Origin of the sequence: Gordonia shandongensis DSM 45094, assembly GCF_000423025.1 — a bacterium.
In the GTDB taxonomy this organism is placed as follows: Bacteria; Actinomycetota; Actinomycetes; order Mycobacteriales; family Mycobacteriaceae; genus Gordonia; species Gordonia shandongensis.
This window is the reverse complement of record NZ_AUHE01000005.1, coordinates 147644-169075: the sequence shown is the minus strand read 5'-3', so window position 1 is coordinate 169075 and position 21432 is coordinate 147644. Positions and strand designations below refer to the sequence as shown.

The following is a 21432-nucleotide window of genomic DNA, read 5'->3' as shown; positions in this document are numbered from 1 at the left end:
TCGCGGTGAAGGTGTCGCCACGATTGATCCCCACCAGGATCTGCTCGCGCTCGTCAATCGTCAGGCAGCCCTGGCGTGGCTCCCAGCCGAACGGCTTGGCGTCGGCGTGCCTGCCGGTGCGGGCCATGATCCCGACCATCGGCGCGCTGCAGCCGATCTCCTTGGCGATGTCGACCAGCCGCCAACCCCTCGCATGCAGCCTGAGTGCCAGCTGCTTCTGCTCCCGACTGAGATGACCGTGCTTGCCCTGCATCCGGATCCTCCTGTGATCAGTGACTGCCTCATCTCACAGGACTCGTTGCACTGACCGCTTGAATCCGCCAACGAGAACAGGACGTAGAACTTCATGTCGACGAACACCAAGGAGAGCCAGCGCACCAGATCGTCGAGGAACGAGGTGAAGGCGGGGTCGACCGCCAGGTTCCCGGGGTATCCGGACGCCATGAAGGTGATGTTGACGATGAAGATCCCGAGAAGAGCGAAGCCGCGGATCGCATCGAGGTCGTCGATCCGGAAACGGTCGGGGGCGAGTGATCGGGACACGTGCTTCCTAGGATTGGCGGTGGGACGGCAGGCGGGATCGCCCGCACGGAACTGCGTACGTGGAACGCAATTCCTACTGAGTACGGTACACGCAGAAAAGGTGACGGGGAATGCCCGACAATCACGACGACAGAAGCGAACGGGCTCGACAGCGCCATGACCTGCTGTGGACCGGACGGCAACGCGGCTCCCGCGGACCCAGACCCGGACTCGACCTCGCCGACATCATTCGGGCGGGCATCGGGATCGCCGACGCCGAAGGATTGTCCGCGCTGTCCATGAACCGGCTGGCGCGTGAACTCGGCAGCGGGGTGATGACGCTCTACCGCTACGTACCCGGAAAAGGCGAGCTCGTCGATCTGATGGCGGACGCCGTGGTGGCACAGACCGTCTACCCGCCCGCGGCGGAGTTCGAGGACTGGCGCAGCCGCTTGGCCTTCACGGCCCGACAGGAGTGGACCCGCTACCGGGACCATCCCTGGCTGCTCGGGGTGATGGCGAGCACCAAGCTGCCGATGGGCCCGGGCACGACCGCCGAGGTCGACTGGTCGCTGAGCTCGGTGAACGACCTGCCCCTGAGTGCCTCGCACAAACTCTGGATGGTGATGACCGTCAGCGCCTTCGTCCAGGGCGCGGCGATGGTCGCGATCAGCGACGAAGCGGACGACGATGTCGCCGCCGGACTCGACGGCATCGGTCCCGCCGGACACGAGGCGCTGACCTCGATCGGCGCCGACACCCTGGCACAGCTCACAACCGAACTCACGGGTCCCCCCGACCTGGATGCGTGGTTCGAATTCGGCCTGGAACGGACGCTGGACGGCCTCGCACAGTTCCTCGGCCGCGATCACCCCTGAGCCGGACCACCCCCGAGCCGGACCACTCCCGAGACAGATCACCCCCCGAGACGACGGCACCCCGACCCCGACCGGACTCGACTGCACCGGGCCGGTACGGCCGGTGACTCCTGAGCGGCCGCGGTCGCGCCGGCGTCGCCCATGCTCAGCGTCGCCTATGCTCAGCGTCGCCTATGCTCAGCCACGACCCGTTGCGCACCGCGCGACGAGCAGACCGTCCGCGCAGGAATGGAGTACGCATGGCCAGCCCCGACCGATCCGGCACCTCCGTCGGCCGGTATCGCCTCGTCGCGCTCCTCGGCCGCGGCGGAATGGGCGAGGTCTACGAGGCCGTCGACACCGAGAAGGACCGGACCGTCGCGCTGAAACTGCTGCCGACGAACCTCTCCGGCGACGATGACTTCCGCGCCCGGTTCCTCCGCGAATCGCAGACGGTGGCGCGGCTCAACGACCCGCACATCATCCCGATCCACGACTTCGGTGACATCGACGGACAGCTGTTCCTCGACATGCGGATCGTGCGGGGCCGCGACCTGCGGTCGGTCATCGGCCAGGGACCCCTGGCGCCCGATCGGGCGGTGGCGATCGTCGAACAGATCGCGGCCGCCCTCGACACCGCGCACGCCTCCGGTCTCCTGCATCGCGATGTGAAACCCGAGAACGTCCTGTTGGCGCCGCGCGACTTCGCGTATCTCGCCGACTTCGGGCTGGCCCAGGCCGCCGGGCAGACGCGCCTGACCGCGACCGGCACGGCCATCGGCTCGTTCGCGTACATGGCGCCCGAACGGTTCGGCGGCGACGTGCCGCCGGGGCCCGCCAGCGACGTCTACGCACTGGCGTGCGTGCTGTACGAATGTCTCACCGGGCGGCAGCCGTTCGGGTCGTCGAGCATCGAGCAGATGATCGCCGGACACCTGAGCAGCCCGGTCCCGGCCAGCGGCACCGTCCTCGACGCGGTGATCGCCGCGGGGATGGCGAAGAATCCGGCCGACCGCCCGCCGTCGGCGGGAGCGCTGGCGACGGCCGCTCGCGATGTGCTCGACGGCCGCCGTCCCTCTCAGCCCGCGGTCGCCCACACCCCGACGATGGTGGCGCCGACGCCGACCGCGGTCGCCGACCACGCGTCGTACCCGCCGGGAGGATGGCCGCCGCAGCAGGAGTCGCCACAGCAGGCGTCGCCGCAGCAGCAGACCGGAGGGTCCCGGGGGGCGCGGACCGCGGTGATCGCCGGCGGCGTGGCCGCCCTGGTCGTCGTGGCCGCCGGAGCGGCCGGCTGGTTCGCGCTGAGCGACGACGGCGAAGCCGGCACGGCGGCCGTCACCAGCAGCGCGAACCCCGCGCCGGTCACCGTCACCGAGACCAGGGACGCGTCGTCGCAGGCCGCGGCGGAACCCTCGTCGGCCGGTGCCGACGACACGTCCCGACCGCGGCGCGCGACCGGCGATCTCGGGCTGCCGACCCCGATCAGCACGCCGGCGTGCGACGGAACCACCATCACGGTCGTCGCCGGCGCGACCAAGCCGGGCGACTACGCCGCCGAGGTGGCCGCGATGCTCGCCCGGTACCCCGGATCGCAGTATCTGCGGACCGATCAGTCGTGCGCATCGCTCAAACAGTCCGCGGACGGAAATCCCATCTACGCCGTCTACTATGCGGGGACCTCGCTGGCCGACACCTGCGCCGCGAAGGCTCGAGGACCGGAGGGCGCCTACACCCGCCGATTGGACGACACGACGCCGGTCGGCACCGAACTCTGCTGATCCATCCGTCGGGAGCGGTCGTCACTCGTCGAGGACCGAGAGGGCCTCGCGAGTCACCAGGCGACTGTCGAGGGCGTACTCGAGCAGTCGCATCCGCCGGTTGACGGCTGTCGTGCGACCGTCGCTCACCAGACCGGAGACGCCGCCGTCGGCGAGGCGTTCGCACAGCCGGTCGAGGTGCCGGTTGGCCTTCGTGACCGACCACCCGAGCCGTTCGGCCACCGCCGGGATCGTCGGCATCCGGTCGAGCCCGGTCCCGGGGTGGCGGAGCAGCGGTTCGGCCATCGCCACCAGCAGCCGGAACTGATCGGGAGTCACCGCGGCGTGCCCGAGGGTCCGCCCGTGCACGGCGGTGGGCGACGGTCGCGGCAACGTGGGCGCCGCGGTCACCCGAACACCCACCTCGTATGTCGTCGGCCCCGCGTCGAAGACGGCGAGCGCGTCGGCCGCGAGCACGCTCGACGACCCCGACCGGAGGACCGTCTGCGCCCCGCTGCCGAGGTCGATGATCTTGACGGGAATGTAGCGGCCGACGTTGGCGACCCACCAGAAGCCGGCGTGGAATGTCAGGAGCAGCAGCCGACGATGCAGGTAGGGGTTGTCGGGGAACGCGAGATCGCCCTCGCGGCCGATGGTGAACGACTCGTGGGGCGTCAGTTCCCACGTGGTGCCGGCCCGGTCGTCGACGGTGAGTGACGACAGCTCGCCCTGGTTTTCCGACACGTCGCCCCGCTCATTCGTCGTCCGAAGGGGGAGATCTCCCCATTACGGGGAAAACGCCCGCTGGATATGTTTACCCCATCGGCTCGCTTCGGCGAAGAAATCGGCCGTTACCAGCGACGACACGTGTCTCGCAGGGAGGTGCCGACCCCGAGACCTCAATTCCGGACCTCGGTTCCGGATCGCGGCGCCCGAGACCCGGAACCAGTGATGGACAGACCCAGTGACGGAAGGACTCACCGTGTCACGACACATCAACCTCTATCAGGCGTTCGAGCTCGACCCGCGCGCGTCGCCCGGCGAGCTCGGCCATCGACTCACCGAGCGGCTGAACCGCACACCTGCGGCGCAGGCGCAGGCGCGTGCCCACCTCGAGACGGCGCGGCGCATCCTGGCCGACCCGTACCGGCGGTCGGTGTACGACCGGCATCTGGGCGACCCTCGCGCCGAACCCATCACGCCGGCGGTCCTCGACGCGATGGCCCGGCTGGCCCAACCCGGACCGGTCGCGCCCGGACCTGTCCCGCCCGGACCTGGACGACCCGGGCCTGCACAATCCGGACCGGTGTTCGCGGCTTCGGGGCCCGCTCCGGTGCCGACCCCGGGACACCGGGGCGGCCGCGGCAAGATCCTCGGTGCCGGCGCCGCGGTGATCGTCATCATCCTGGCCGTCGTCGTCGGCATCGCCGCCCTGAGCGGGGGCGGGTCGCCGTCCGCGAACGCCTGCAGCGACATCGTCTTCATCGGCGCGGCCGGGTCCGGGCAGCGGGTCGGTAAGAAGCTGACGGCTCACGACGGCATGGGCAAGTTCGTCAACGAGACCTACAAGAATCTGCTCAACGACGCGAACGAGGCGGGTAAGACCATCGAGAAGCGGGTCGTGGAGTACACGGCCGCCCCGGTGACGAAGGCGCTGACCACCGAATTCGAGGAGTCCGTCGCGGACGGGACGACGACCGCCGCGTCGATGATCGAGACCGCCGTGACGAAGTGCTCGGGATCGACCATCGTGGCGGCCGGATACTCGCAGGGCGCGATGGTGATGCACCGGGCACTCCACGGGATGTCGCCGGACGAGTCGGTCGTCGGGCTGCTCATCGCCGACGGCGACCGCCTGCCGACCGACCCGAACGTGATGCGCGGCGGTAAGGCGGCCGCGCTGCCGGGGATCGCCTATTCGAACCTGGGTGTGGAGGTGTCCGGTGTGGACCGGACCCGCTACTTCGCCGACGAATGGCGGGGACGGCTCCTGTCGTGGTGCCTGAAGGGCGACACGGTGTGCGCGAACACTCCTGGAAAGATCGACTTCGACTTCGGTGCCGGCGCCCTCATCCACACGACGGGGTACGAACCCGCCGACTGGCGGTCGTGGCTCGCGGAGCGCGCCCTCGGGTCAGGTGATCAGTAGCCTCGGGCGAAACCGAGGACCTCGCCGACGTACTCCATCGAGTTGTTGTAGCGCAGGATCGCGGCGGTCCGGTCGGCGGCGGCACGCATGTCGAGACCCTCGTGGCACAGGTAGCGGGCCGTGGTGAGGGCGGCGTCGAAGATGTTCTGCGGATCGGCCTCGCCGTCGCCGTTGCCGTCGGCGGCGAAGGTCTTCCAGGTGGCGGGCAGGAACTGCATGGGGCCCACGGCGCGGTCGTACACGGGGTCGCCGTCGAGTCGACCGCCGTCGGTGTCGGTGACGACCTGGTTGCCTCCGAGGGACCCGTCGAGCACCGGGCCGTAGATGGGCGTGCGGAGATCGCCGCGGGCGTCGACGTCGCCGGAGTTGGCGTGATGCGACTCGACGCGGCCGATGCCGGCCAGGAGGGTCCAGTCGATGCCGCAGCGCGGATTGCGCTCGGCCATCGTGTCGGCTGCCCTCCGGTAGGCGTCGTAATTGGTGTGCGGGACGGCGCCGGAGCGGACCGAGGGCGGGGCCGGTCGCGGCGCGGTGCGTGTCGCGGTCTTCGCGTCCCGCCCGGTGCGCTTCGCGGGGTCGGCCCCATTGTCGGTGGTTGCAGTGTCGGTGGTTGCAGTGTCGGGTGTTGCGGCGTCGGGGGTTGCGGGCGGCGAGTCGGACACGTCGGCGACGGGCGCGACCGGTGCGGCGGTGACCCGGTGGCCGGGGTCGGCGACGTCGATGCCATGGGTGGGGGTCGATGCGGCGCCCAGAAGAATGCCGACGGGGATCATCCCGGCGGCGACGAGCGCGCTGGAACGGCGGAGTCTGCGATTGCGGGGCACGGGGAATTCCTTTGTGCGAGGACGGGGAGTGTCGGGTGAGCGATCGCCGGGGAGGGGCGGCGGTGGGAGGGGTCCGCTCAACGACTGCCGACGAACGTACATCAATGCGCGGCCGTTCTGTTATCTACTCGTTATCAAACGGGCGCCGGGTCGCCCTTCGGGCTCCTGCCGTGCAGGTCAGGCGGGAGGGATCGCGGCGCTGTGAGGTCGACCACGACCGGTCGGCTCCGGCGTCTCCGGGCAGGTCGCCCCGCCGAGTAGAACGGACGGTATAGTCTGGGCGTCGATCCACGACCCCGAACGCGGCCGGACAACGGGCGACGGCCGGAACAGGAGAACCGATGCGTTTGCGCGACAACCCGACGGTGGAGGTCTCCACCGTCCTGGCCTGCACCCCCGAACAGGCGTGGGACCTGGTCACCGACATCGAACTGCCCACCCGCGCGGACGGTGAGCTCCAGCGGGCCGAATGGCTCGACGGCGCCGACCGCGTGACGGTCGGCGCCCGATTCCGCGGGTACAACGCCAGCGAGCACATGGGTGAGTGGCAGACCGAATGCGAGGTCGCGGAAGTCGAAGACGGACGACGGTGGGTCTGGCGAGTCGGTCCGGCGGAGGCGCCGCTGACCGTGTGGGGATTCGAGGTGGACCCGCACCGCGACGGCGCGACGGTCCGTCAGTGGGGAAAGGTCGGCGGCGGCCGCTCGCCGTTGAACGATCTGGCCGAACAGCGGCCGGACCGGGAAGGCGGCCTCGTCGCCGGGCGGATGGCCGTCTGGCGTGCGGGGATGGCGGCGAACCTGGAGTACCTGGAACAGACGGTCGGCACCCCGGCGCAGTAGCCGTGGCGGCTACACGCAGGCGTTGCTCACCGCGGTGACCCACGGCAGCAGTGCCGCGGCGCTGAACGCGACCAGCAGCGCGCTCTGCGCCGTCGCCGTGAGCGGCGATGCGCGACGGTGCGTTCCGCGCTCGTGGCCGACCAGCACGCCGATGCGATGCGGTCCGACGGCGTGCAGCGCGAGCGGCGCGGGAGTCGTCGGCGTGCCGACCGGATCGGGCCCGCCCGCGTCGAGTCGCAGAAGGGCCGCGACGAGAGCGCGCGTACCGACTCGGGTGCGGGCCGCGTCGTCGGCGGCGATCTCCAGATACTGCGGGATCGCCGTCGCCGCCTCGCGGATGAGTGGAATCGGACGCAGCGTCCGACCCAGGTGATGGGCCACCCCGACGATCAGGTGATGCCGCTGGGTCAGGTGGGCGTCCTCGTGCGCCAGGACCGCGGCCAGTTCGTCGGGGGCCAGGGCGTCGAGCGCGCCGGTGGTCACCACGATGCCGCCACGACGTGCGGGCAGCGCGAACGCCCGACGTCGCTCGTCGGGCAGCAGCAGGACCCGGTAGCCGAGCAGGTCGACCCGGCGCGCCGAGGCGCGGACATCGGCGGCCGTCCGTTCGGCGGACACGGATGCGGCCGCAGCGCGCCAGAGCGCCACGGCGACGGCCCCGACGACGATGAGACCCGGACCCCACAGGACCGCGACCGTCGGCAGGCCGAGGTCGTACACCGGTGCGGCCCACGGGTTGGACGCGACCAGGCAGCGACGGCACAGGCCGGTGGCCGACTCGTCGGTGCGCCCGGTGGCCGTCCACGCGAGCAGGGGACCCGCCGACATGAAGGCGACGAGCCAGAGGCCGACGCCGCCGGCCAGCAGGGCGACCGCCGCCCGCGGGCGCGACGCGAGCACCGGGGCGGCGGTGCGCATCAGCCACGGCCCGGCGACGGCGGCGACCACGAGGGTCGCGATCAGCAGCAACGGAAGCAGGGGCGTGGTCATCGGTGCTCGTCGGGTGCCGGGCGCCGCAGATACTCGCGCAGGAGCGCGGCGTCGTCGTCGGAGATGCCCTCGACGAAGTGCAGGATCGATGCGGCCCGATCACCGCTGGCGTCGAGCGCCTGGCTCATGAGGTTGGCAGCGTGAACGTCGCGGCTGTGCCTCGCGTGGTAGCGGACCGAGCGGCGGCGGCGATGGGCGCCGACGAGGTGCTTGCGCTCCAGATTCCGCAGGACGGTGGCGATGGTCGTGTAGGCGGGCTCGGTGGGGAGCTCGTCGATGATCTCCCGGATCGTCGACGAACCACGATCCCACAACACGTTCATGACCTGCTGTTCGAGGGTGCCCAGGCGGACCGGCTGGTCGTCGGGATGCAGGGGGCGCATGGCGCCGATTATGCCTCACGTCGACTATGGCGCATAGTCGACTACTATCTCGGATAGTAATCAACCTGTGGATGGAGCGATATGGGTGAGCGTCGTTCAGCGCTGTCGTCGTGGCTCGTGCCCACGCTGGTGGTGATCGTGGCGGCCGCACTGGTCGCCTCCATCGTCATCTTCGCGGGCGGCGACGACTCGGAGACCGCGGACAAGGCGGACTCGACGTCGGCCTTCCCCTACGACATCGGGATCGAATCCCGTGACGCCGACGACCCGCTCGGGATGGGCCGCGTGGACGCGCCCATCACGATGGTCGTCTTCAGCGACTACCAGTGCCCCTACTGCGCCAAGTGGACGCGCGACACCCTCCCGGCGATGCTCAAGCGGGTGAAGGACGGCGACCTGCGCATCGAGATGCGCGACATCAGCGTGTTCGGTGATCCGAGCCGCCGGGCCGCCGAGGCGTCGTACGCGGCAGCGCTGCAGGACCGGCACCTGGACTACCACAACGCGCTGTTCGCAGACGGTGACAAGCGCAGCGCCGACGAGCTCTCCGAGGACGCGCTCGTTCGCCTCGCCGGATCGTTGGGTCTCGACGCCGATCGCTTCCGCGCCGACATGACCTCGCAGGCGACCGCGGCGGCGGTGGACCGCAGCGAGGAGCTGGCCGCGCGCGTCGGCGCGTACTCCACGCCGTCGTTCATCCTCGGCGGGCAGCCGATCGCGGGTGCCGGGCCGAGCGACCTCTACCTCGACAAGCTCGACGCGATGCTCCCGGCGGGCGGGAAGTAAGCCGTGGACATCGGGATGGTCGCCGCCTTCGCGGGTGGCGCACTGGCGCTGCTGAGTCCGTGCGGGGCGCTGCTGCTGCCCGCCTTCTTCGCATCGACGGTCGGCGCCCGCGGACGCCTCCTCGTGCACGGCGCCGTCTTCTACGTGGGCCTGCTGGTGACCCTCGTGCCGATCGGCATCGGCGTGGGTGCGCTGGCGGCCACGGTGGCCAAGCATCGGACGGCGATCATCGCGGTCGCATCGATCGTCATCGTCGTCCTCGGTGTACTGCAGCTCTTCGGCCGCGGATTCGATCTCGGGCGCCTCATGCCGGGGATGACGCGGCTCCAGGAGCAGTCGATGCAGCGTGCGGGTCTGGTGAAGACCTTCGTGCTCGGCATGGTCAGCGGTGTCGCCGGCTTCTGCACCGGACCGATCCTCGGGGCGGTCCTGACGATGGCCGCCGCGCGGGGGATGGGCGGCGCCGGGATCCTGCTCGGTGTGTACGCCCTCGGGATGGTGGTTCCGCTCATGGTGATCGCGGCGGTGTGGAACGCCGTCGGTGATCGGAGTCGGGCGGTCCTGCGCGGGCGCGAGCTGCGCCTCGGACGCCTGGTGGTCCACAGCACGCACCTCGTGACCGGCATTCTGCTCATCGTGGTCGGCGTGGCGTTCTGGGTGACCGACGGATTCCTGTCGATGCCCGAACTCGTCGACTCCGACACCCAGTTGGACCTGCAGGACGGGGTCTCGATCCTGGCGAATCCGCTGGTCGACATCGCGGCCATCGTGCTGGTGGCCGCGGGTGTCCTGGTGTGGTGGTGGCGTCGCCGGCAGGCCGAGGTCCGCGGTGGTGACGAGGCGGATGCCGCAGCGGGGTCCGATACAGCGGGGTCCGATACAGCGGGGTCTGATACAGCGGGGTCTGATACAGCGGGGTCTGATACAGCGGGGTCTGATACAGCGGGGTCTGATACAGCGGGGTCCGATACAGCGGGGTCCGATGCCGCGGGGTCTGATGTGGGCCGGGGGAGCGGCGACTGATCGACGCGACCGGCCCGACGGTCACCGCGGGGGGCGATGGATGTCGACGAGTGCGGCGAGCTGCTCGCCGACGTCGACCAGCGGTCGGGTGGTCCGCTGCGCCTGCGCGATGAGGACGGCGCCCTCGACGGCGGCCAGGACGGTCGTCGCCAGGGAGTCGGCGGCCTTCGGGTCGATGCCGTCGGCGACGAGCCGCTGGTGGACGAGGGTCTGCCAGGTCGCGAAGACGGTCCCGGCCTCGTCGGCGGCCGTCGGCGCCTCGGAGCGTCCGAGGGCCGCGGCGACGACCGGGCAGCCCGCGTCGTAGTCGGCGGCGTCGAGGAGTGCGGCCCACATCGACACGAAGGTCCCGATGGGATCGGGGTCGTCGGTCAGTCCTTCGAGGATCCCGGTGATCGCGGTGCCGGCGGCGCGCGTGGCCTCGGTGACGAGCTGCGCTTTGCCGTCGGGGAAGTTGAGGTAGATCGAGCGGCGGGCCGCTCCGCTCTCGGCGAGGATGTCCGATACGGCGGTTCCGGCGACTCCGCGGCGGCGCATCAGCTCCGCGGTGGCGGTGATGAGCTGGTCTTTGACCGCCATCGTCGCCTCCCTTCGGTGCCGTCGAGCCCGTCTGCCCCTTGAAATATACCAGTCGGTCTCATAGTGTCGTGCAGAGTTAGACCGAGCGTTCTACTTCTGCGAGTCCCGACAGTGAGGAAGTGCGATGACCGAGACGATCCGCGCGAACCTGGCCACGCCCCTGACCCTGCCCTCCGGCCAGGTGATCGGAAATCGACTGATGAAGGCCGCGCTGAGCGAGGGCCTGGCCGACAGCGCCGGGGCGCCCGACGACCGGCTCGCCCGCCTCTACGCCCGTTGGGCCGACGGCGGCTACGGCTTGATCGTCACCGGCAACGTCATGGTCGACCGGCGACACCTCGGAGAACCGGGGAACGTCGTGGTCGAGGACGACCGCCACCTCGACGCGCTCACCCGCTGGTCCGCGACCGCCCGACACGGCGGCGCCCGACTGTGGATGCAACTCAATCATCCAGGGCGCCAGGCGAACCCGTTAGCGGGAACCGACAAGCCGGTCGCCCCCTCGGCAGTGGCCCCGTCGATTCCCGGGCTACCCGTCCCGCGGGCGTTGAGCGACACCGAGATCGAGGAGATCGTCGAGCGATTCGCCACGGCCGCCGAGATCGCCGAACGCGCCGGATTCGACGGGGTCCAGATCCACGGCGCCCACGGATACCTCGTCTCCCAGTTCCTGTCGCCGTCGGCGAACCGCCGCGACGATCGCTGGGGCGGCGACATCGCGGGCCGCGCCCGCTTCCTGACCGCGATCATCGGCGCGGTGCGCACCCGGGTGAGCCCCGACTTCGGGGTCGGCGTGAAGCTGAACTCCGCCGACTTCCAGCGCGGCGGATTCACCGAAGACGAATCCCGCGCCGTGGTGGCGATGATCGCCGCCGAACCGATCGACCTGATCGAGATCAGCGGCGGCAGCTACGAGTCGCCCGCCATGATGGGCCGACCGGCCGTCGCCGAGAGCACCCGTGCGCGGGAGGCCTACTTCCTCGACTACGCCGCATCCGTCCGCGAACTCGCCGGCACCGTGCCGCTGGCGGTCACCGGAGGGTTCCGCAGCCGATCGGCCATGCACGACGCCGTCGCCGACGGCGCGTGCGACGCGGTGGGCATCGGCCGCCCCACCGCCATCGAGCCCCGAGCGCCACGTCGACTGGTCGACGGCGGAGTCGACGGTGCGGCCCACCGACTGCCGACCCGCACCGTCTCGCTGCCGCTCCCCGCGGCCGTGCGCGTCTCGCTGCCGGCCGTCAGGAGCCTCGAGGGCGCCCTCGATCTGCAGTGGCACACCGATCAACTGCACCGGATGGGGGCCGGAGACGACCCCGATCCGCAGCGACCGCTGTGGCGGACCGCCGCCGCGGCCGTCCGACGCAACGGGCTCGACGGGATCCGCAGCCGACGCGCGTCCGGGGCCGCCGCGACCGCCCGCGCCCGCCGCAAGTTCCGGTTCGAACGCGCCGTCGGCCGCTACCTCGCGAACCCCGCGGTCGCCGCCCTCACCCGAGCCGGGATCAGCACCACGATGGCCACGCACCTGGAGACCGTCGGACGGCGTACCGGGCGGATCCGCGCCGTCCCGGTGTCGGCGGCGTTCGACCCCGACGGCGCCTGGCTCATCAGTCAGCACGGGATGCGCTCGGGATGGGCCCTCAACATCGCGGCGGACCCCGCCGTGTGGATCCGCACCCCCGACGGATGGCGGCCCGGAACCGCCCAGGTGATGCCGGACGACGACGTGGAGGCCAGGGCCCGCACCTTCGCGCCGCACCCGGCGGCCGCCGGGGCCACCGCCGCCGCGTTCCGCGCCCTGGCCAGCGAACCGGTGTCGGTGCGGGTCACCTTCACCGACCGTGACGAGACCCGTTGACCCAGTCGTCGTAGAACGGTGGCATCCGGGAGGCCGCAGAGGTGAACCGTGCGGGCCGCTTCTCCATGAACGCCCGGACACCGTCGTCACCGTCGCCGATGCTGGCGTAGAACATCGCCAGCGAGTCGATCCGGTGCGCATCGGCGGGATCCGGGGCGGCCGGATTCCGCAGCAGCATCTGGCGGGCCAACGCGGTCCCCACCGGGGACCGTCCGCGAGTCCACGCGTCGGCGAGCCCGACGGCGGCGTCGAGCAGTTCGTCGGGTTCGTGGACGCTCTGCGCCAGCCCCAACTCGAGGAGCCGATCGGCGTCCACGATGTCGGCGCGGTACACCAGGTCGAGGGCCGCGGGCAGGCCGACGAGACGGGGGAGGAACCACGACGACGCCGCCTCGGGGACGATGCCGAGACGGCCGAACACGAAGCCGAGGCGCGCGGTGGTCGAGACCAGGCGCGCATCCATCGGCAGCGTCATCGTCGCACCGATGCCGACACCGGCGCCGTTGATCGCCGCGATGACGGGCTTGCGGCAGTCGTAGATCGCGAGGGTGACGCGGCCGCCCGTGTCGCGCACGCCGGCGATCGCCGGATCGTCGAGATCGTCCATATCGGCCAGCGTCGGGCGCCGGGACTGGTCGAGACCGAAGACGTTGTCGCCGTCGGCCGCCAGATCCATGCCCGCGCAGAAGGCCCGCCCGTTCCCGGTGACGACGACGGCGCGGACCGAGTCGTCGTCGTTCACCGCGCGGAACGTCGCCTCGAGTTCCTCGGCCATCACGACGGTGAACGCGTTGAGGTGATCGGGGCGGTTCAGCCGAACGATCAGCACCCCGTCGACGTTCTCGTGGGTGAGTGTGGTCAGGTCCACGGACCCTCTCCTTTCGTGGACTGTGCCGATGTCGGGCACAGTGGATGCATGGCCTCCATTGTGTCGACCATGCGCACCTCTCCGCGGACGATCGCCGACTACGTCCGCACGATGACGACCCGGCAGCTCCTGGTGGCCGCCGGAACGGCCGCGGCCGTCCTCGTCCTGGTGGGCGTCGGCACGGTGATGATCCCCAACTCGTTGTTCGCGCGGGAGATCGCGCCGACCTGGTGGAGTTACCCGGTGTGGGTCCTGACCGCGGTCCTCTCGGGACTGCTCGCGGCGACCTACGTGGTGCCGCGCGGAGGCGAGGCACCCGACGACACGGTGCACGAGGGACGGTGGGGCATCGCCGGCACCCTGCTGACATGGTTCGCCGTCGGCTGCCCCGTGTGCAACAAGATCGCGCTCCTGGCGCTCGGCTACTCCGGAGCGCTCGCCTACTTCGCCCCGGTGCAGCCCGTCCTCGCGGTCCTCGCCGTCGCGCTGCTGTGGTTCGCGCTGGCCCGACGGTCGGAGGGGGTCGCGGCCTGCGCGGTTCCCGCCTGACGAGTCGGCCGCCACGCGGCGACACCGATCAGTGCTCACCTCGTCGGGCCGCGCCCACCTCGCGCAGGACGGCGGCGGTGTGCTCACCGAGCGCCGGAACGTCACCCATCGCGGCCTCGACGTCGGCGAAGGTCACCGGCGGGAGCAGGGCCCGGATGCTCGCATCCCGTGTCGCGACCGTGCGCCAGCGGCCCCGCGCCGTCAGCTGCGGATGCTCGGCGACGGCGCGCAGCTCGTTGACCTGCGCGGCGGGGACCCCGGCGGCGGCGAGTGCGGCGTCCAATGCGGCGGTCGTCCATCGGCGCGTCTGTCCGGCGACGGCCGCATCGCACTCGTGACGGTGCTCCACGCGGTGGATGTTGGAGTCGAATCGCGGGTCGTCGACGAGATCGGGGATCCCGAGGACCGCGGTGAGGGCACGCCATCCGCCGTCGCTCTGGACGCCGATGAGGATGTCGCCGTCGGCGGTCGGATAGGTGTCGTAGGGCGCGATCGACACGTGGCTGACGCCCATGCGTTGCGGCTGGCGGCCCGTGTACATCTGGGTGTAGAGCGAATGCCCCATCCATTCGACGGTCGCCTCGAGCATCGACACCTCGACGGCGGCGCCCTCACCGGTGCGTTCGCGGCGCAGCAGCGCCGCGAGCACGGCCTGCACGCAGTACATTCCGGAGGCGATGTCGGCGGTCGGTATGCCGGTCTTGGCGGGGGCGTCGGGTGTGCCGGTGATCGAGACCAGACCGGCTTCGGCCTGGATCAGCATGTCGTACGCCTTGCGCTGCTCGTAGGGGCCGCCGGTGCCGTATCCGGACAGGTCCACCGTGACCAGCCGGGGGTGCTCGCGGCGGAGATCGTCGGCGGCCAGCCCGAGGCGCGCGGCGGCACCCGGCGCGAGGTTCTGCACGAAGACGTCGGCTCGACGGATCAGGGAGCGCACGATGCGGGCGCCGTCGGGTGACTTGAGGTCGATCGCGACCGACTCCTTGCCGCGGTTGAGCCACACGAAGTGGGCGCCGGTGCCCGCCACCGCGGTGTCGTAGCCGCGGGCCAGGTCGCCGCCGTCGGGGCGTTCGATCTTGATGACGCGCGCCCCCATGTCGGCCAGATGCCGGGTGCACAGCGGAGCCGCGACGGCCTGCTCGACCGCGACGACGGTGATGCCGTGCAGCGGTAGGGCGGCGTGCTGGTCGGGTGGGGTGGGGGCGGCGGGCATACCCGCTACTCAACACCGCTGTCGGCAGCGCCGTCCACCGTCGGGCCGCTATCGGCCGTTCGGACTAACCGCGGTGTGACGGTCGCCATCGGGAACGGTCGCGTATCCACATGCCGCCGGATCCTCCGCGGGTCTCTGACCGGCAGAAATGGACGAGACTGTCGGAAATGACCGGCCCGGCGCGTCGGTGGGCGTCATTTGTGCGTGCGACGGGGCGGGTGCTGCACTGCGAGAGAGACATCCTACGTCGCCGGGGGACGCAGGAGCGACGCCCACACGGTGGGCGCCCCATGACATGCCCCCGGAAGGACTCCCGTGCCGACGCTTCCCGCCCGCACCCCCGCGGTGACCGGCCGCCCCGTTTCGTCTCGCCGACTCGCCGCGCTCCTCGTGGCGTGCGTCGTCGCCCTCACCGGCGCCCTGGTGACTCCGGCGACCGCCGACGCGGCCCCCGACGTCGGCGAGTACCTCGACCTGCCGCTGGTGAATCGCGACGCCGCACACGGGCCCGGCGGCGTGAATCCGGCGTTGCCGACCGACCCGAAGGTGCTCGGGACCCTCCTGGCGGAGGCCCGATCGGAGGGGGTGGCCCCGACGTCCTATCGTGCGCTGCTGTTGCAGTACTGGCTCGCCGACACCACCCGCGCGGCGGGTATCGACCTGGCCTCGTGGAATCCGCGGGCCGGTGTCAGCGCCAACCGTGCCAACCTCGCGAAGTCGTACCAGTACTACAAGGACCTGCAGCTCAAGCATCGCGAACTGCAGTGGGCCGGTATGGGCGGACTCGTCGGCGCCGATTTCGGCGGCGGCCTCCTCGACTTCGAGTTGGCGACCGGCGTATACGAGTTCAGCCGCATGGCCCCGGTGGCGCACGCGATCGTCGGTGAGACGAACCGACTGTTCGGCCCGGCCTACCGGGGACTGCCCGACGGCCTGCGCGCACTGGCCCGCGTCGGCGCGACGATCACCGCCGCCGACCTCCGGCACGTCCAAGCATCGATCCTCGTGATGCAGAAGAACATCTTCAGCGACCTGATGCCGATGCACCGCGCTTACGTGACCGGCGGTCTGCCGGCCCTGCGCGAGATGCGCGCCGCCGGACTGTTCCCCGCAGACGTGATGACGGCGTGGGAGCAGATCGCGACCAAGACGCCCGACGGCATCGCCGCCGGCAACGCGCGCCTGCTGCGCCGCGAGCAGGGCGAGGTCATCGACGAACAGTGGGACGCCGTCCGCGGCTACCGCGGCGACGTCGGGGAGGCGATGACCTACGCGAGCACGCTCGCCGGGTCGCCGTCGGTCGCGGGGGTGCCGCCGCTGCGGTCGTACAAACCGCTTCGGATCGACGCCGCCACCGTCGCGGGCCGCACGGTGCGCGTCACCGTCCCGCTGCCGTCGTGGAACTGGTCGGTGTTCGACGAACGCTGGGACTACATCGTCCACGAACTGCTGCCCAAGTACCGGTTCCAGATCGAGAACCGGTGGCCCGCGCTGCGCCGTGAACTGCGCATCCCGTCGGACGTGCAGATGGAGCAGCACCGTCCGATCCGCACCATCGTGCCGACCCTCGAGTCGGCGCTCGCAACCCTCAAAGTGGAGACCACGTGATCAACGATTCCCGTATCCGTCGACCCGCCCCCACCCGGCGACCCGTGCCCGGTCGTCGATCGGGCACTGTGCGGCGTGCCCTGGGCGCACTCACCGTCGTCGCGGCCGCCCTCGTCGGCGCCTCACTGGTGTCGGCTCCGGCCCACGCCGGCCCGCCCAACCGGACACCGCAGTTGAGCGAGGTCTTCAACGGTTTCGTGATCGGCACCTTCCAGCACGGCCGGATGGCCGACGCCCACGAGGCGATCACGCCCCTGCTGCGGACCGACCCGTTCTACCGTGAGCCGACGCTGTCCGGAGACGAGAAGCCCGGGACCCTGCTCAAGGCGCGCAAGGTGGCCGTCCAGTTCCTCGGCTTCCGGCCGGGCGACGTGGACGCCTACAAGATCATGTACGTCACCACGAAGCTCGACGGGTCACCCGACATCAGCACGGGTCTCATCATGATCCCGCGGGACGGACGCGACAACGCCGACCGCACCGTCGTCAGCTATCAGATGGCCAACGACAGTGTCGGCGGCAACTGCCACCCGTCGGCGATGTGGACCGGTTCCGATCCGATGGACGGCGCCTCGTGGTCGGCTCTCGGCCCCCTCGCCCAGCTCTTCGGCAAGGGCTACGCGGTGGTCATGTCGGACGTCGGGAACAACGGCGATCCGAACCCGCACGGCGTCTTCGCCGGCAAGTACAACGCTCGGACCAGCCTCGACGCGGTGCGTGCGGCCTTCTCGGTGCGCGACGCCGGGCTGAGCGCGACGGCGCCGATCGGCATGTTCGGCATCGCCGGCGGCGGTGTCGGTACCGGTCACGCCCTGGAGATGAAGGACGAGTACGCGCCGGAGCTGAACGTGCGTGCCGCGGTCCTCGAGGGGATGGTCTCGAACTACCGCAACTTCATCGCCACGGCCGACGGCAGCGTCGGGTCCGGATTCGCGATGGCGACGCTGCTCGGTCTGGAGCCGGCCTACCCCGACATGCGGATCGACGACCACCTCACGCCCGCCGGCCGGAAGGTCGCCGACTACTACCGCACGCAGTGCCAGACGCCGGCGTACTTCACGCTGCCGATGGTTCCGCTGCGGACCCTGTTCAAGGGCGATCGGTCGCCTGCGAACATCAAGTCCTTCCAGCGGGCGTACCGCGACAATCTGATGGGGCGCGGGACCCCGGCGAAGGGCGTCCGCACGCTCATCGCGTCGTGCGGTGCGGACGATTCGCCGATGTCGCTGGTGCCCGCCGCCGATTCGCGGCGCCTGGCACGGGCGTGGCGCAGCCGCGGCGCACGGGTCGACTACCAGCCGACCGACTGCAGCATGGTCCGTTTCATCACCGACGCGTACGGCTGGGGCACCGACCTGTTCGGCATGCAGACCGTCGACTGGCTGGCGGCGAACCTGAAGCGGTGAGCATCGGCGGAGGCCGGGATCACGCTCGCGTGCCGGGGTCGGCCGCGGGTGCCGGCCCGTCGACCGGTGCACCGGAATCGATTCGCGCGTCCAAGCGGGTCCCGCGAGGGATGAGGGCGTAGACGGCGGCCGCGACACCGAGCATGAGGACTCCGCCGACGAGGCTGGTGACGGACATGGCGTCGGTGAAGGCCGTGCCGGCGGCGTCGGCGAGAGCCGCGTTCCCGCCGCCCTCGGCGACCCCGACGGCCGAGCCGATCGACTCGCGCACATGGTCGCTCACGGTGGTGTCGAGATCTCCGAGGACCCCGGAACCGTCGAGTTCACCGCGGTACAGGACGGCGGCGACGCTGCCGAGCAATGAGACGCCCAGGACGTTGCCGACCTCGTAGGAGGTCTCCTCCATGGCGGCGGCGTTGCCGGCGCGGTCTTCCGGACTGCCCGACATGATGAGCGACGACCCGATGGCCAACGACCCCATGCCGACGCCGACGAGCGCCAACGGTCCCACCGCGTAGACGTAGTCGAGGTCGCCGGAGGTCACCCACGTCGGGATCACCCAGACCCCGATCATCCCGACGGCGGCCACCAGGATCCCCGCCGAGATCACGATCCGCGGACCGATCCGCTCGGCGAGCCACGGTGCCGCCATGGAGGCCACCGCGCCCGCGGCGGCGAGCGGCAGGAACTGGGCGCCGGCCTGGACCGGGGAACTCCCCTCGACGGCCTGGAGCCACTGCGCGAACAGGAGCATCGCGGCGGCCATCGAGAACATCGATCCGAGGGCGGCGATGATGCCGGCGGAGAAGATGCGACTGGAGAACAGGTCGAGGTCGAGCATCGGCCGCTCGAGGGTGAGGCACCGGCGGACGAACACCACCAGCAGGGCGGCTCCGGCGAGGAGCGCGACCCAGCCCATCGGGGGACGGAGGCTCGACTCGGCGCCGAAGTGCTTGACCGCCCACATCATCAGGGCCATGCCGGCGAATGCGGTGATCACCGAGATCCAGTCCCAGCCGCCGGGCGTCGCGGACCGTGATTCGGGGAGCAGGAAGACGCCCAGGACGATCGCGATCAACATGAGGGGGACGTTCACGAGGAACGCCGAATGCCACGAGAAGTGCTCCAGCAGGAATCCGCCGATGAGCGGTCCGATCGCGACGCCGACGCCCGCCACCGACGACCAGAGCGCCAGTGCGCGCGCACGTTCGGTCGGATCGTCGAAGAGGGTGCGGACCATCGACAGCGTGGTCGGCATGATGAGCGCGCCGCCGACGCCGAGCAGCGCGCGGATCGCGATCACCGCGCCGGGTGAGCCGGCCACCAGGATGAGCGCCGATGCGAGCCCGAAGAGGCCGAAGCCGACGAGCAGGATCAACCGTCGTCCGAACCGGTCGGCGAGCGAGGACGCCGGGACCAGCAGCCCGGCGAGCACCAGCGAGTACACGTCGACGATCCACAGTTGTTGGTCGGCGGACGGGGAGAGGTCCTTGGCGAGGCTGGGCAGGGCGATGTTGAGGATCGTCATGTCCATGACCACGACGAGCAGACTGGCGCTCAACACGGCGGTCGCGATCCAGGCGCGGGTTCGGGACATGCCGATGCTGTTGACGGCGACGGGCGAGGTCATCGGTGGTCCTTCACCGGGTGGGCTCGTCGCCGGGTGCTCTCGGCACGGTTCAGGAACGGTTCGGCGAGGGTGAGCAGGAGGTGGCGGGGCAGCGGTTCGTCGTGCAGTGCCGCGTGCACGGTGAGGCCGTCGACGAGGAGGGCGAGCGCCACGGCGCCGTCGCGTCCGACCCGGACCGCCAGGAGGTCGATCAGGGTCTCCTGCCAGCGGAGTGCGAGATCGCGGAGGTCGGGGTCGTAGGCGGCCGCCGACATCAGGGAGAGGTCGGCGGCGACGCGGCGCCGATCGCGCAGGTAGTTCGCGAGGAGTGTGACCAGGTCGTCGGCACTCAGGTCGGGGTCGCCGACGTCGTGGCGGAGGGTGTCGAGGTCGGCGTCGAGTTCGGCGGCCAGGTGGGCCAGCGCCTGGGCGCGCAGGTCGTCCAGGGACGTGAAGTAGGCGGTGGTGGAGCCGAGCGGGACGTCGGCGCGGTCGGCGACGAGACGGTGGGTGAGGCGTTCGGGGCCGCGTTCGACGATGAGGTCGGCCGCGGCCGCGATGATGGCGGTGCGGCGGGCCTCGGGGTCGCGTCGAGTCATCGCGCATCCTCTCGGGGTCGGCGGGGGTTCCGCACGGCGGAACCTAGGCTGTACAAACGTACATGTACGTTTGTACACGAATCTGAGGGCCGCGGCATCTGCGCGAGCGCGCCGGCCGGCCGACGGGCCGGACTGCCGAGTAGACCGATCGTTCTGATAGCGTTCGAGGCATGACCCACGTATTCGACGAGGCGATCGCGGTGACCTCGGTGGATGACGCCGCCGAGTACACGGTGCGCGCCACCACCCATCCCGCGTACAACAACATGGTCGGGCCCTTCGGCGGCGTCACGGCGGCCACCGTGGTGAATGCGATCCAGCGGCATCCGGAGGTCCTGGGTGATCCGCTGGCGCTGACGATCAACTACACCGCACCCATCGGCGAGGGGCAGTGGGATCTGCCCGTGACGGCGGTGCGCACCAACCGCACCAACCAGCACTGGGTGTTCCGCATCGAGCAGAACGACCAGATCGTCGCCACCGGTACGGCCGTCTTCGGTGTGCGTCGGGACACCTGGAGCGATGTGGAGGCCGAGCGTCCGCAGGCGGCCGCGGCGGAGTCGGTGAGCGCGTCGGACTACGGCGACTTCATCGAGTGGGCGAAGCACTACGACAAGCGCTTCGTCACCGGCGGCCTGGACCTCGGCCAGAGCGCGGACTCCACGTCGACGCTCTGGCTGCGTGACCATCCCGAACGGGACATCGACTTCCCGGCACTGACGGCGATGAGCGACGTCTTCTATCCGCGCGTGTTCCTGCGGCGCGGCACCTACCTGCCGGCCGGGACGATCTCCTTGACCACCTACTTCCATGCGACCGCCGAGGAACTCGCCGAGCAGGGCTCGACGCATGTTCTGGCGACGGCGCGCGCCGCACGGTTCGGGCACGGTCATTTCGACCAGTACGGGCAGATCTGGGGCGGCGAGGCGCTGTTGGCCACGACGCACCAGCTCGTGTACTACAAGGACCCAGCCTGATGTGAACTAGACCACAGACGATCCCTA

21 protein-coding genes are annotated in these 21432 nt (G+C 70.7%); 11 read left to right on the top strand and 10 right to left on the bottom strand.

Annotated features, from left to right (window positions below):
- Positions 1–253: helix-turn-helix domain-containing protein (locus tag G528_RS0108425; protein WP_026918588.1), on the bottom strand; the 253-nt coding region annotated here is incomplete at its 3' end.
- A gap of 400 nt (positions 254–653) precedes the next feature.
- Here G528_RS0108425 and G528_RS16905 point away from each other — a divergent pair.
- The gene (locus G528_RS16905) at positions 654–1400 is read left to right on the top strand and encodes a TetR/AcrR family transcriptional regulator (RefSeq protein WP_051198530.1); all 747 of its coding nucleotides are present in this window, start codon (positions 654–656) and stop codon (positions 1398–1400) included.
- Positions 1401–1639: 239 nt separating this feature from the next.
- On the top strand, positions 1640–3160 hold the full coding sequence (locus tag G528_RS0108415; protein ID WP_026918587.1) for a serine/threonine-protein kinase: 1521 nt from the start codon (positions 1640–1642) through the stop codon (positions 3158–3160).
- Positions 3161–3181: 21 nt separating this feature from the next.
- On the opposite strand, the gene G528_RS0108410 is transcribed toward G528_RS0108415, so the two are convergent.
- Positions 3182–3883: a hypothetical protein gene (locus G528_RS0108410; protein WP_051198528.1), complete on the bottom strand. Its 702-nt coding sequence runs from the start codon at positions 3881–3883 to the stop codon at positions 3182–3184.
- A 238-nt stretch (positions 3884–4121) separates the two neighbouring features.
- On the opposite strand from G528_RS0108410, the gene G528_RS18020 reads away from it, so the two are divergent.
- Positions 4122–5288 (top strand): cutinase family protein, encoded by a 1167-nt coding sequence (locus tag G528_RS18020; RefSeq protein ID WP_156890396.1) that lies wholly within the window; start codon positions 4122–4124, stop codon positions 5286–5288.
- On the opposite strand, the gene G528_RS0108400 is transcribed toward G528_RS18020, so the two are convergent.
- The gene (locus G528_RS0108400; protein ID WP_026918585.1) at positions 5282–6112 is read right to left on the bottom strand and encodes a lytic transglycosylase domain-containing protein; all 831 of its coding nucleotides are present in this window, start codon (positions 6110–6112) and stop codon (positions 5282–5284) included. The two genes, G528_RS18020 and G528_RS0108400, sit on opposite strands and share 7 nt — an antisense overlap.
- A gap of 341 nt (positions 6113–6453) precedes the next feature.
- On the opposite strand from G528_RS0108400, the gene G528_RS0108395 reads away from it, so the two are divergent.
- Positions 6454–6954: an SRPBCC family protein gene (locus G528_RS0108395; RefSeq protein ID WP_026918584.1), complete on the top strand. Its 501-nt coding sequence runs from the start codon at positions 6454–6456 to the stop codon at positions 6952–6954.
- A 9-nt stretch (positions 6955–6963) separates the two neighbouring features.
- Here G528_RS0108395 and G528_RS16895 read toward each other — a convergent pair whose 3' ends face one another.
- Together G528_RS16895 and G528_RS0108385 are read right to left on the bottom strand one after the other, a co-directional pair.
- Complete coding sequence (locus tag G528_RS16895) at positions 6964–7944, bottom strand: M56 family metallopeptidase (RefSeq protein ID WP_051198526.1); 981 nt, start codon at positions 7942–7944, stop codon at positions 6964–6966.
- Positions 7941–8327 (bottom strand): BlaI/MecI/CopY family transcriptional regulator, encoded by a 387-nt coding sequence (locus G528_RS0108385; protein WP_051198523.1) that lies wholly within the window; start codon positions 8325–8327, stop codon positions 7941–7943. Before G528_RS0108385 ends, G528_RS16895 begins: the two co-directional genes overlap by 4 nt.
- Positions 8328–8408: 81 nt before the next feature.
- Between G528_RS0108385 and G528_RS0108380 the strand changes: the two genes are divergently transcribed.
- Positions 8409–9113 carry a DsbA family protein gene (locus tag G528_RS0108380; protein ID WP_026918582.1) on the top strand — a complete coding sequence of 235 codons (705 nt, stop codon included), beginning with the start codon at positions 8409–8411 and terminating at the stop codon, positions 9111–9113.
- A 3-nt stretch (positions 9114–9116) separates the two neighbouring features.
- A complete protein-coding gene (locus G528_RS16890; protein WP_084638114.1) occupies positions 9117–10136 on the top strand; it encodes a cytochrome c biogenesis CcdA family protein in 1020 nt (339 codons plus the stop codon).
- A gap of 21 nt (positions 10137–10157) precedes the next feature.
- On the opposite strand, the gene G528_RS0108370 is transcribed toward G528_RS16890, so the two are convergent.
- A complete protein-coding gene (locus G528_RS0108370) occupies positions 10158–10715 on the bottom strand; it encodes a TetR/AcrR family transcriptional regulator (RefSeq protein WP_026918581.1) in 558 nt (185 codons plus the stop codon).
- Positions 10716–10839: 124 nt separating this feature from the next.
- On the opposite strand from G528_RS0108370, the gene G528_RS0108365 reads away from it, so the two are divergent.
- Positions 10840–12576 carry a nitroreductase family deazaflavin-dependent oxidoreductase gene (locus tag G528_RS0108365; RefSeq protein ID WP_026918580.1) on the top strand — a complete coding sequence of 579 codons (1737 nt, stop codon included), beginning with the start codon at positions 10840–10842 and terminating at the stop codon, positions 12574–12576.
- Here the strand turns inward: G528_RS0108365 and G528_RS0108360 are convergent.
- Positions 12551–13444: a crotonase/enoyl-CoA hydratase family protein gene (locus G528_RS0108360; RefSeq protein WP_026918579.1), complete on the bottom strand. Its 894-nt coding sequence runs from the start codon at positions 13442–13444 to the stop codon at positions 12551–12553. The two genes, G528_RS0108365 and G528_RS0108360, sit on opposite strands and share 26 nt — an antisense overlap.
- Positions 13445–13492: 48 nt before the next feature.
- Between G528_RS0108360 and G528_RS0108355 the strand changes: the two genes are divergently transcribed.
- Entirely contained in the window at positions 13493–13993 is a 501-nt protein-coding gene (locus G528_RS0108355; protein WP_051198521.1) for a hypothetical protein, read from the top strand.
- A 28-nt stretch (positions 13994–14021) separates the two neighbouring features.
- Here G528_RS0108355 and G528_RS0108350 read toward each other — a convergent pair whose 3' ends face one another.
- Entirely contained in the window at positions 14022–15206 is a 1185-nt protein-coding gene (locus G528_RS0108350) for a CaiB/BaiF CoA transferase family protein (RefSeq protein WP_051198519.1), read from the bottom strand.
- A gap of 345 nt (positions 15207–15551) precedes the next feature.
- On the opposite strand from G528_RS0108350, the gene G528_RS0108345 reads away from it, so the two are divergent.
- Positions 15552–16814: a hypothetical protein gene (locus G528_RS0108345; protein ID WP_051198517.1), complete on the top strand. Its 1263-nt coding sequence runs from the start codon at positions 15552–15554 to the stop codon at positions 16812–16814.
- A gap of 68 nt (positions 16815–16882) precedes the next feature.
- Positions 16883–18220 carry a lipase family protein gene (locus G528_RS0108340; RefSeq protein WP_084638113.1) on the top strand — a complete coding sequence of 446 codons (1338 nt, stop codon included), beginning with the start codon at positions 16883–16885 and terminating at the stop codon, positions 18218–18220.
- A 19-nt stretch (positions 18221–18239) separates the two neighbouring features.
- Here the strand turns inward: G528_RS0108340 and G528_RS16885 are convergent, their stop codons facing one another.
- Together G528_RS16885 and G528_RS16880 are read right to left on the bottom strand one after the other, a co-directional pair.
- Complete coding sequence (locus tag G528_RS16885; protein ID WP_051198514.1) at positions 18240–19850, bottom strand: MFS transporter; 1611 nt, start codon at positions 19848–19850, stop codon at positions 18240–18242.
- The gene (locus G528_RS16880; protein ID WP_051198512.1) at positions 19847–20428 is read right to left on the bottom strand and encodes a TetR/AcrR family transcriptional regulator; all 582 of its coding nucleotides are present in this window, start codon (positions 20426–20428) and stop codon (positions 19847–19849) included. Before G528_RS16880 ends, G528_RS16885 begins: the two co-directional genes overlap by 4 nt.
- A 170-nt stretch (positions 20429–20598) precedes the next feature.
- Between G528_RS16880 and G528_RS0108325 the strand changes: the two genes are divergently transcribed.
- Positions 20599–21405, top strand: coding sequence for an acyl-CoA thioesterase (locus G528_RS0108325; RefSeq protein WP_026918574.1), 807 nt, complete (start codon positions 20599–20601; stop codon positions 21403–21405).
- Positions 21406–21432: the final 27 nt, after the last annotated feature.

Excerpts from the sequence above, each read along its gene's own strand:
- G528_RS16905 (WP_051198530.1), top strand. The coding sequence starts at position 654 with ATGCCCGACAATCACGACGACAGAAGCGAACGGGCTCGACAGCGCCAT.
- G528_RS0108415 (WP_026918587.1), top strand. The coding sequence starts at position 1,640 with ATGGCCAGCCCCGACCGATCCGGCACCTCCGTCGGCCGGTATCGCCTC.
- G528_RS0108395 (WP_026918584.1), top strand. The coding sequence starts at position 6,454 with ATGCGTTTGCGCGACAACCCGACGGTGGAGGTCTCCACCGTCCTGGCC.
- G528_RS16895 (WP_051198526.1), bottom strand. The coding sequence starts at position 7,944 with ATGACCACGCCCCTGCTTCCGTTGCTGCTGATCGCGACCCTCGTGGTC.
- G528_RS0108385 (WP_051198523.1), bottom strand. The coding sequence starts at position 8,327 with ATGCGCCCCCTGCATCCCGACGACCAGCCGGTCCGCCTGGGCACCCTC.
- G528_RS0108380 (WP_026918582.1), top strand. The coding sequence starts at position 8,409 with ATGGGTGAGCGTCGTTCAGCGCTGTCGTCGTGGCTCGTGCCCACGCTG.
- G528_RS0108370 (WP_026918581.1), bottom strand. The coding sequence starts at position 10,715 with ATGGCGGTCAAAGACCAGCTCATCACCGCCACCGCGGAGCTGATGCGC.
- G528_RS0108365 (WP_026918580.1), top strand. The coding sequence starts at position 10,840 with ATGACCGAGACGATCCGCGCGAACCTGGCCACGCCCCTGACCCTGCCC.
- G528_RS0108355 (WP_051198521.1), top strand. The coding sequence starts at position 13,493 with ATGGCCTCCATTGTGTCGACCATGCGCACCTCTCCGCGGACGATCGCC.
- G528_RS0108350 (WP_051198519.1), bottom strand. The coding sequence starts at position 15,206 with ATGCCCGCCGCCCCCACCCCACCCGACCAGCACGCCGCCCTACCGCTG.
- G528_RS16885 (WP_051198514.1), bottom strand. The coding sequence starts at position 19,850 with ATGACCTCGCCCGTCGCCGTCAACAGCATCGGCATGTCCCGAACCCGC.
- G528_RS16880 (WP_051198512.1), bottom strand. The coding sequence starts at position 20,428 with ATGACTCGACGCGACCCCGAGGCCCGCCGCACCGCCATCATCGCGGCC.
- G528_RS0108325 (WP_026918574.1), top strand. The coding sequence starts at position 20,599 with ATGACCCACGTATTCGACGAGGCGATCGCGGTGACCTCGGTGGATGAC.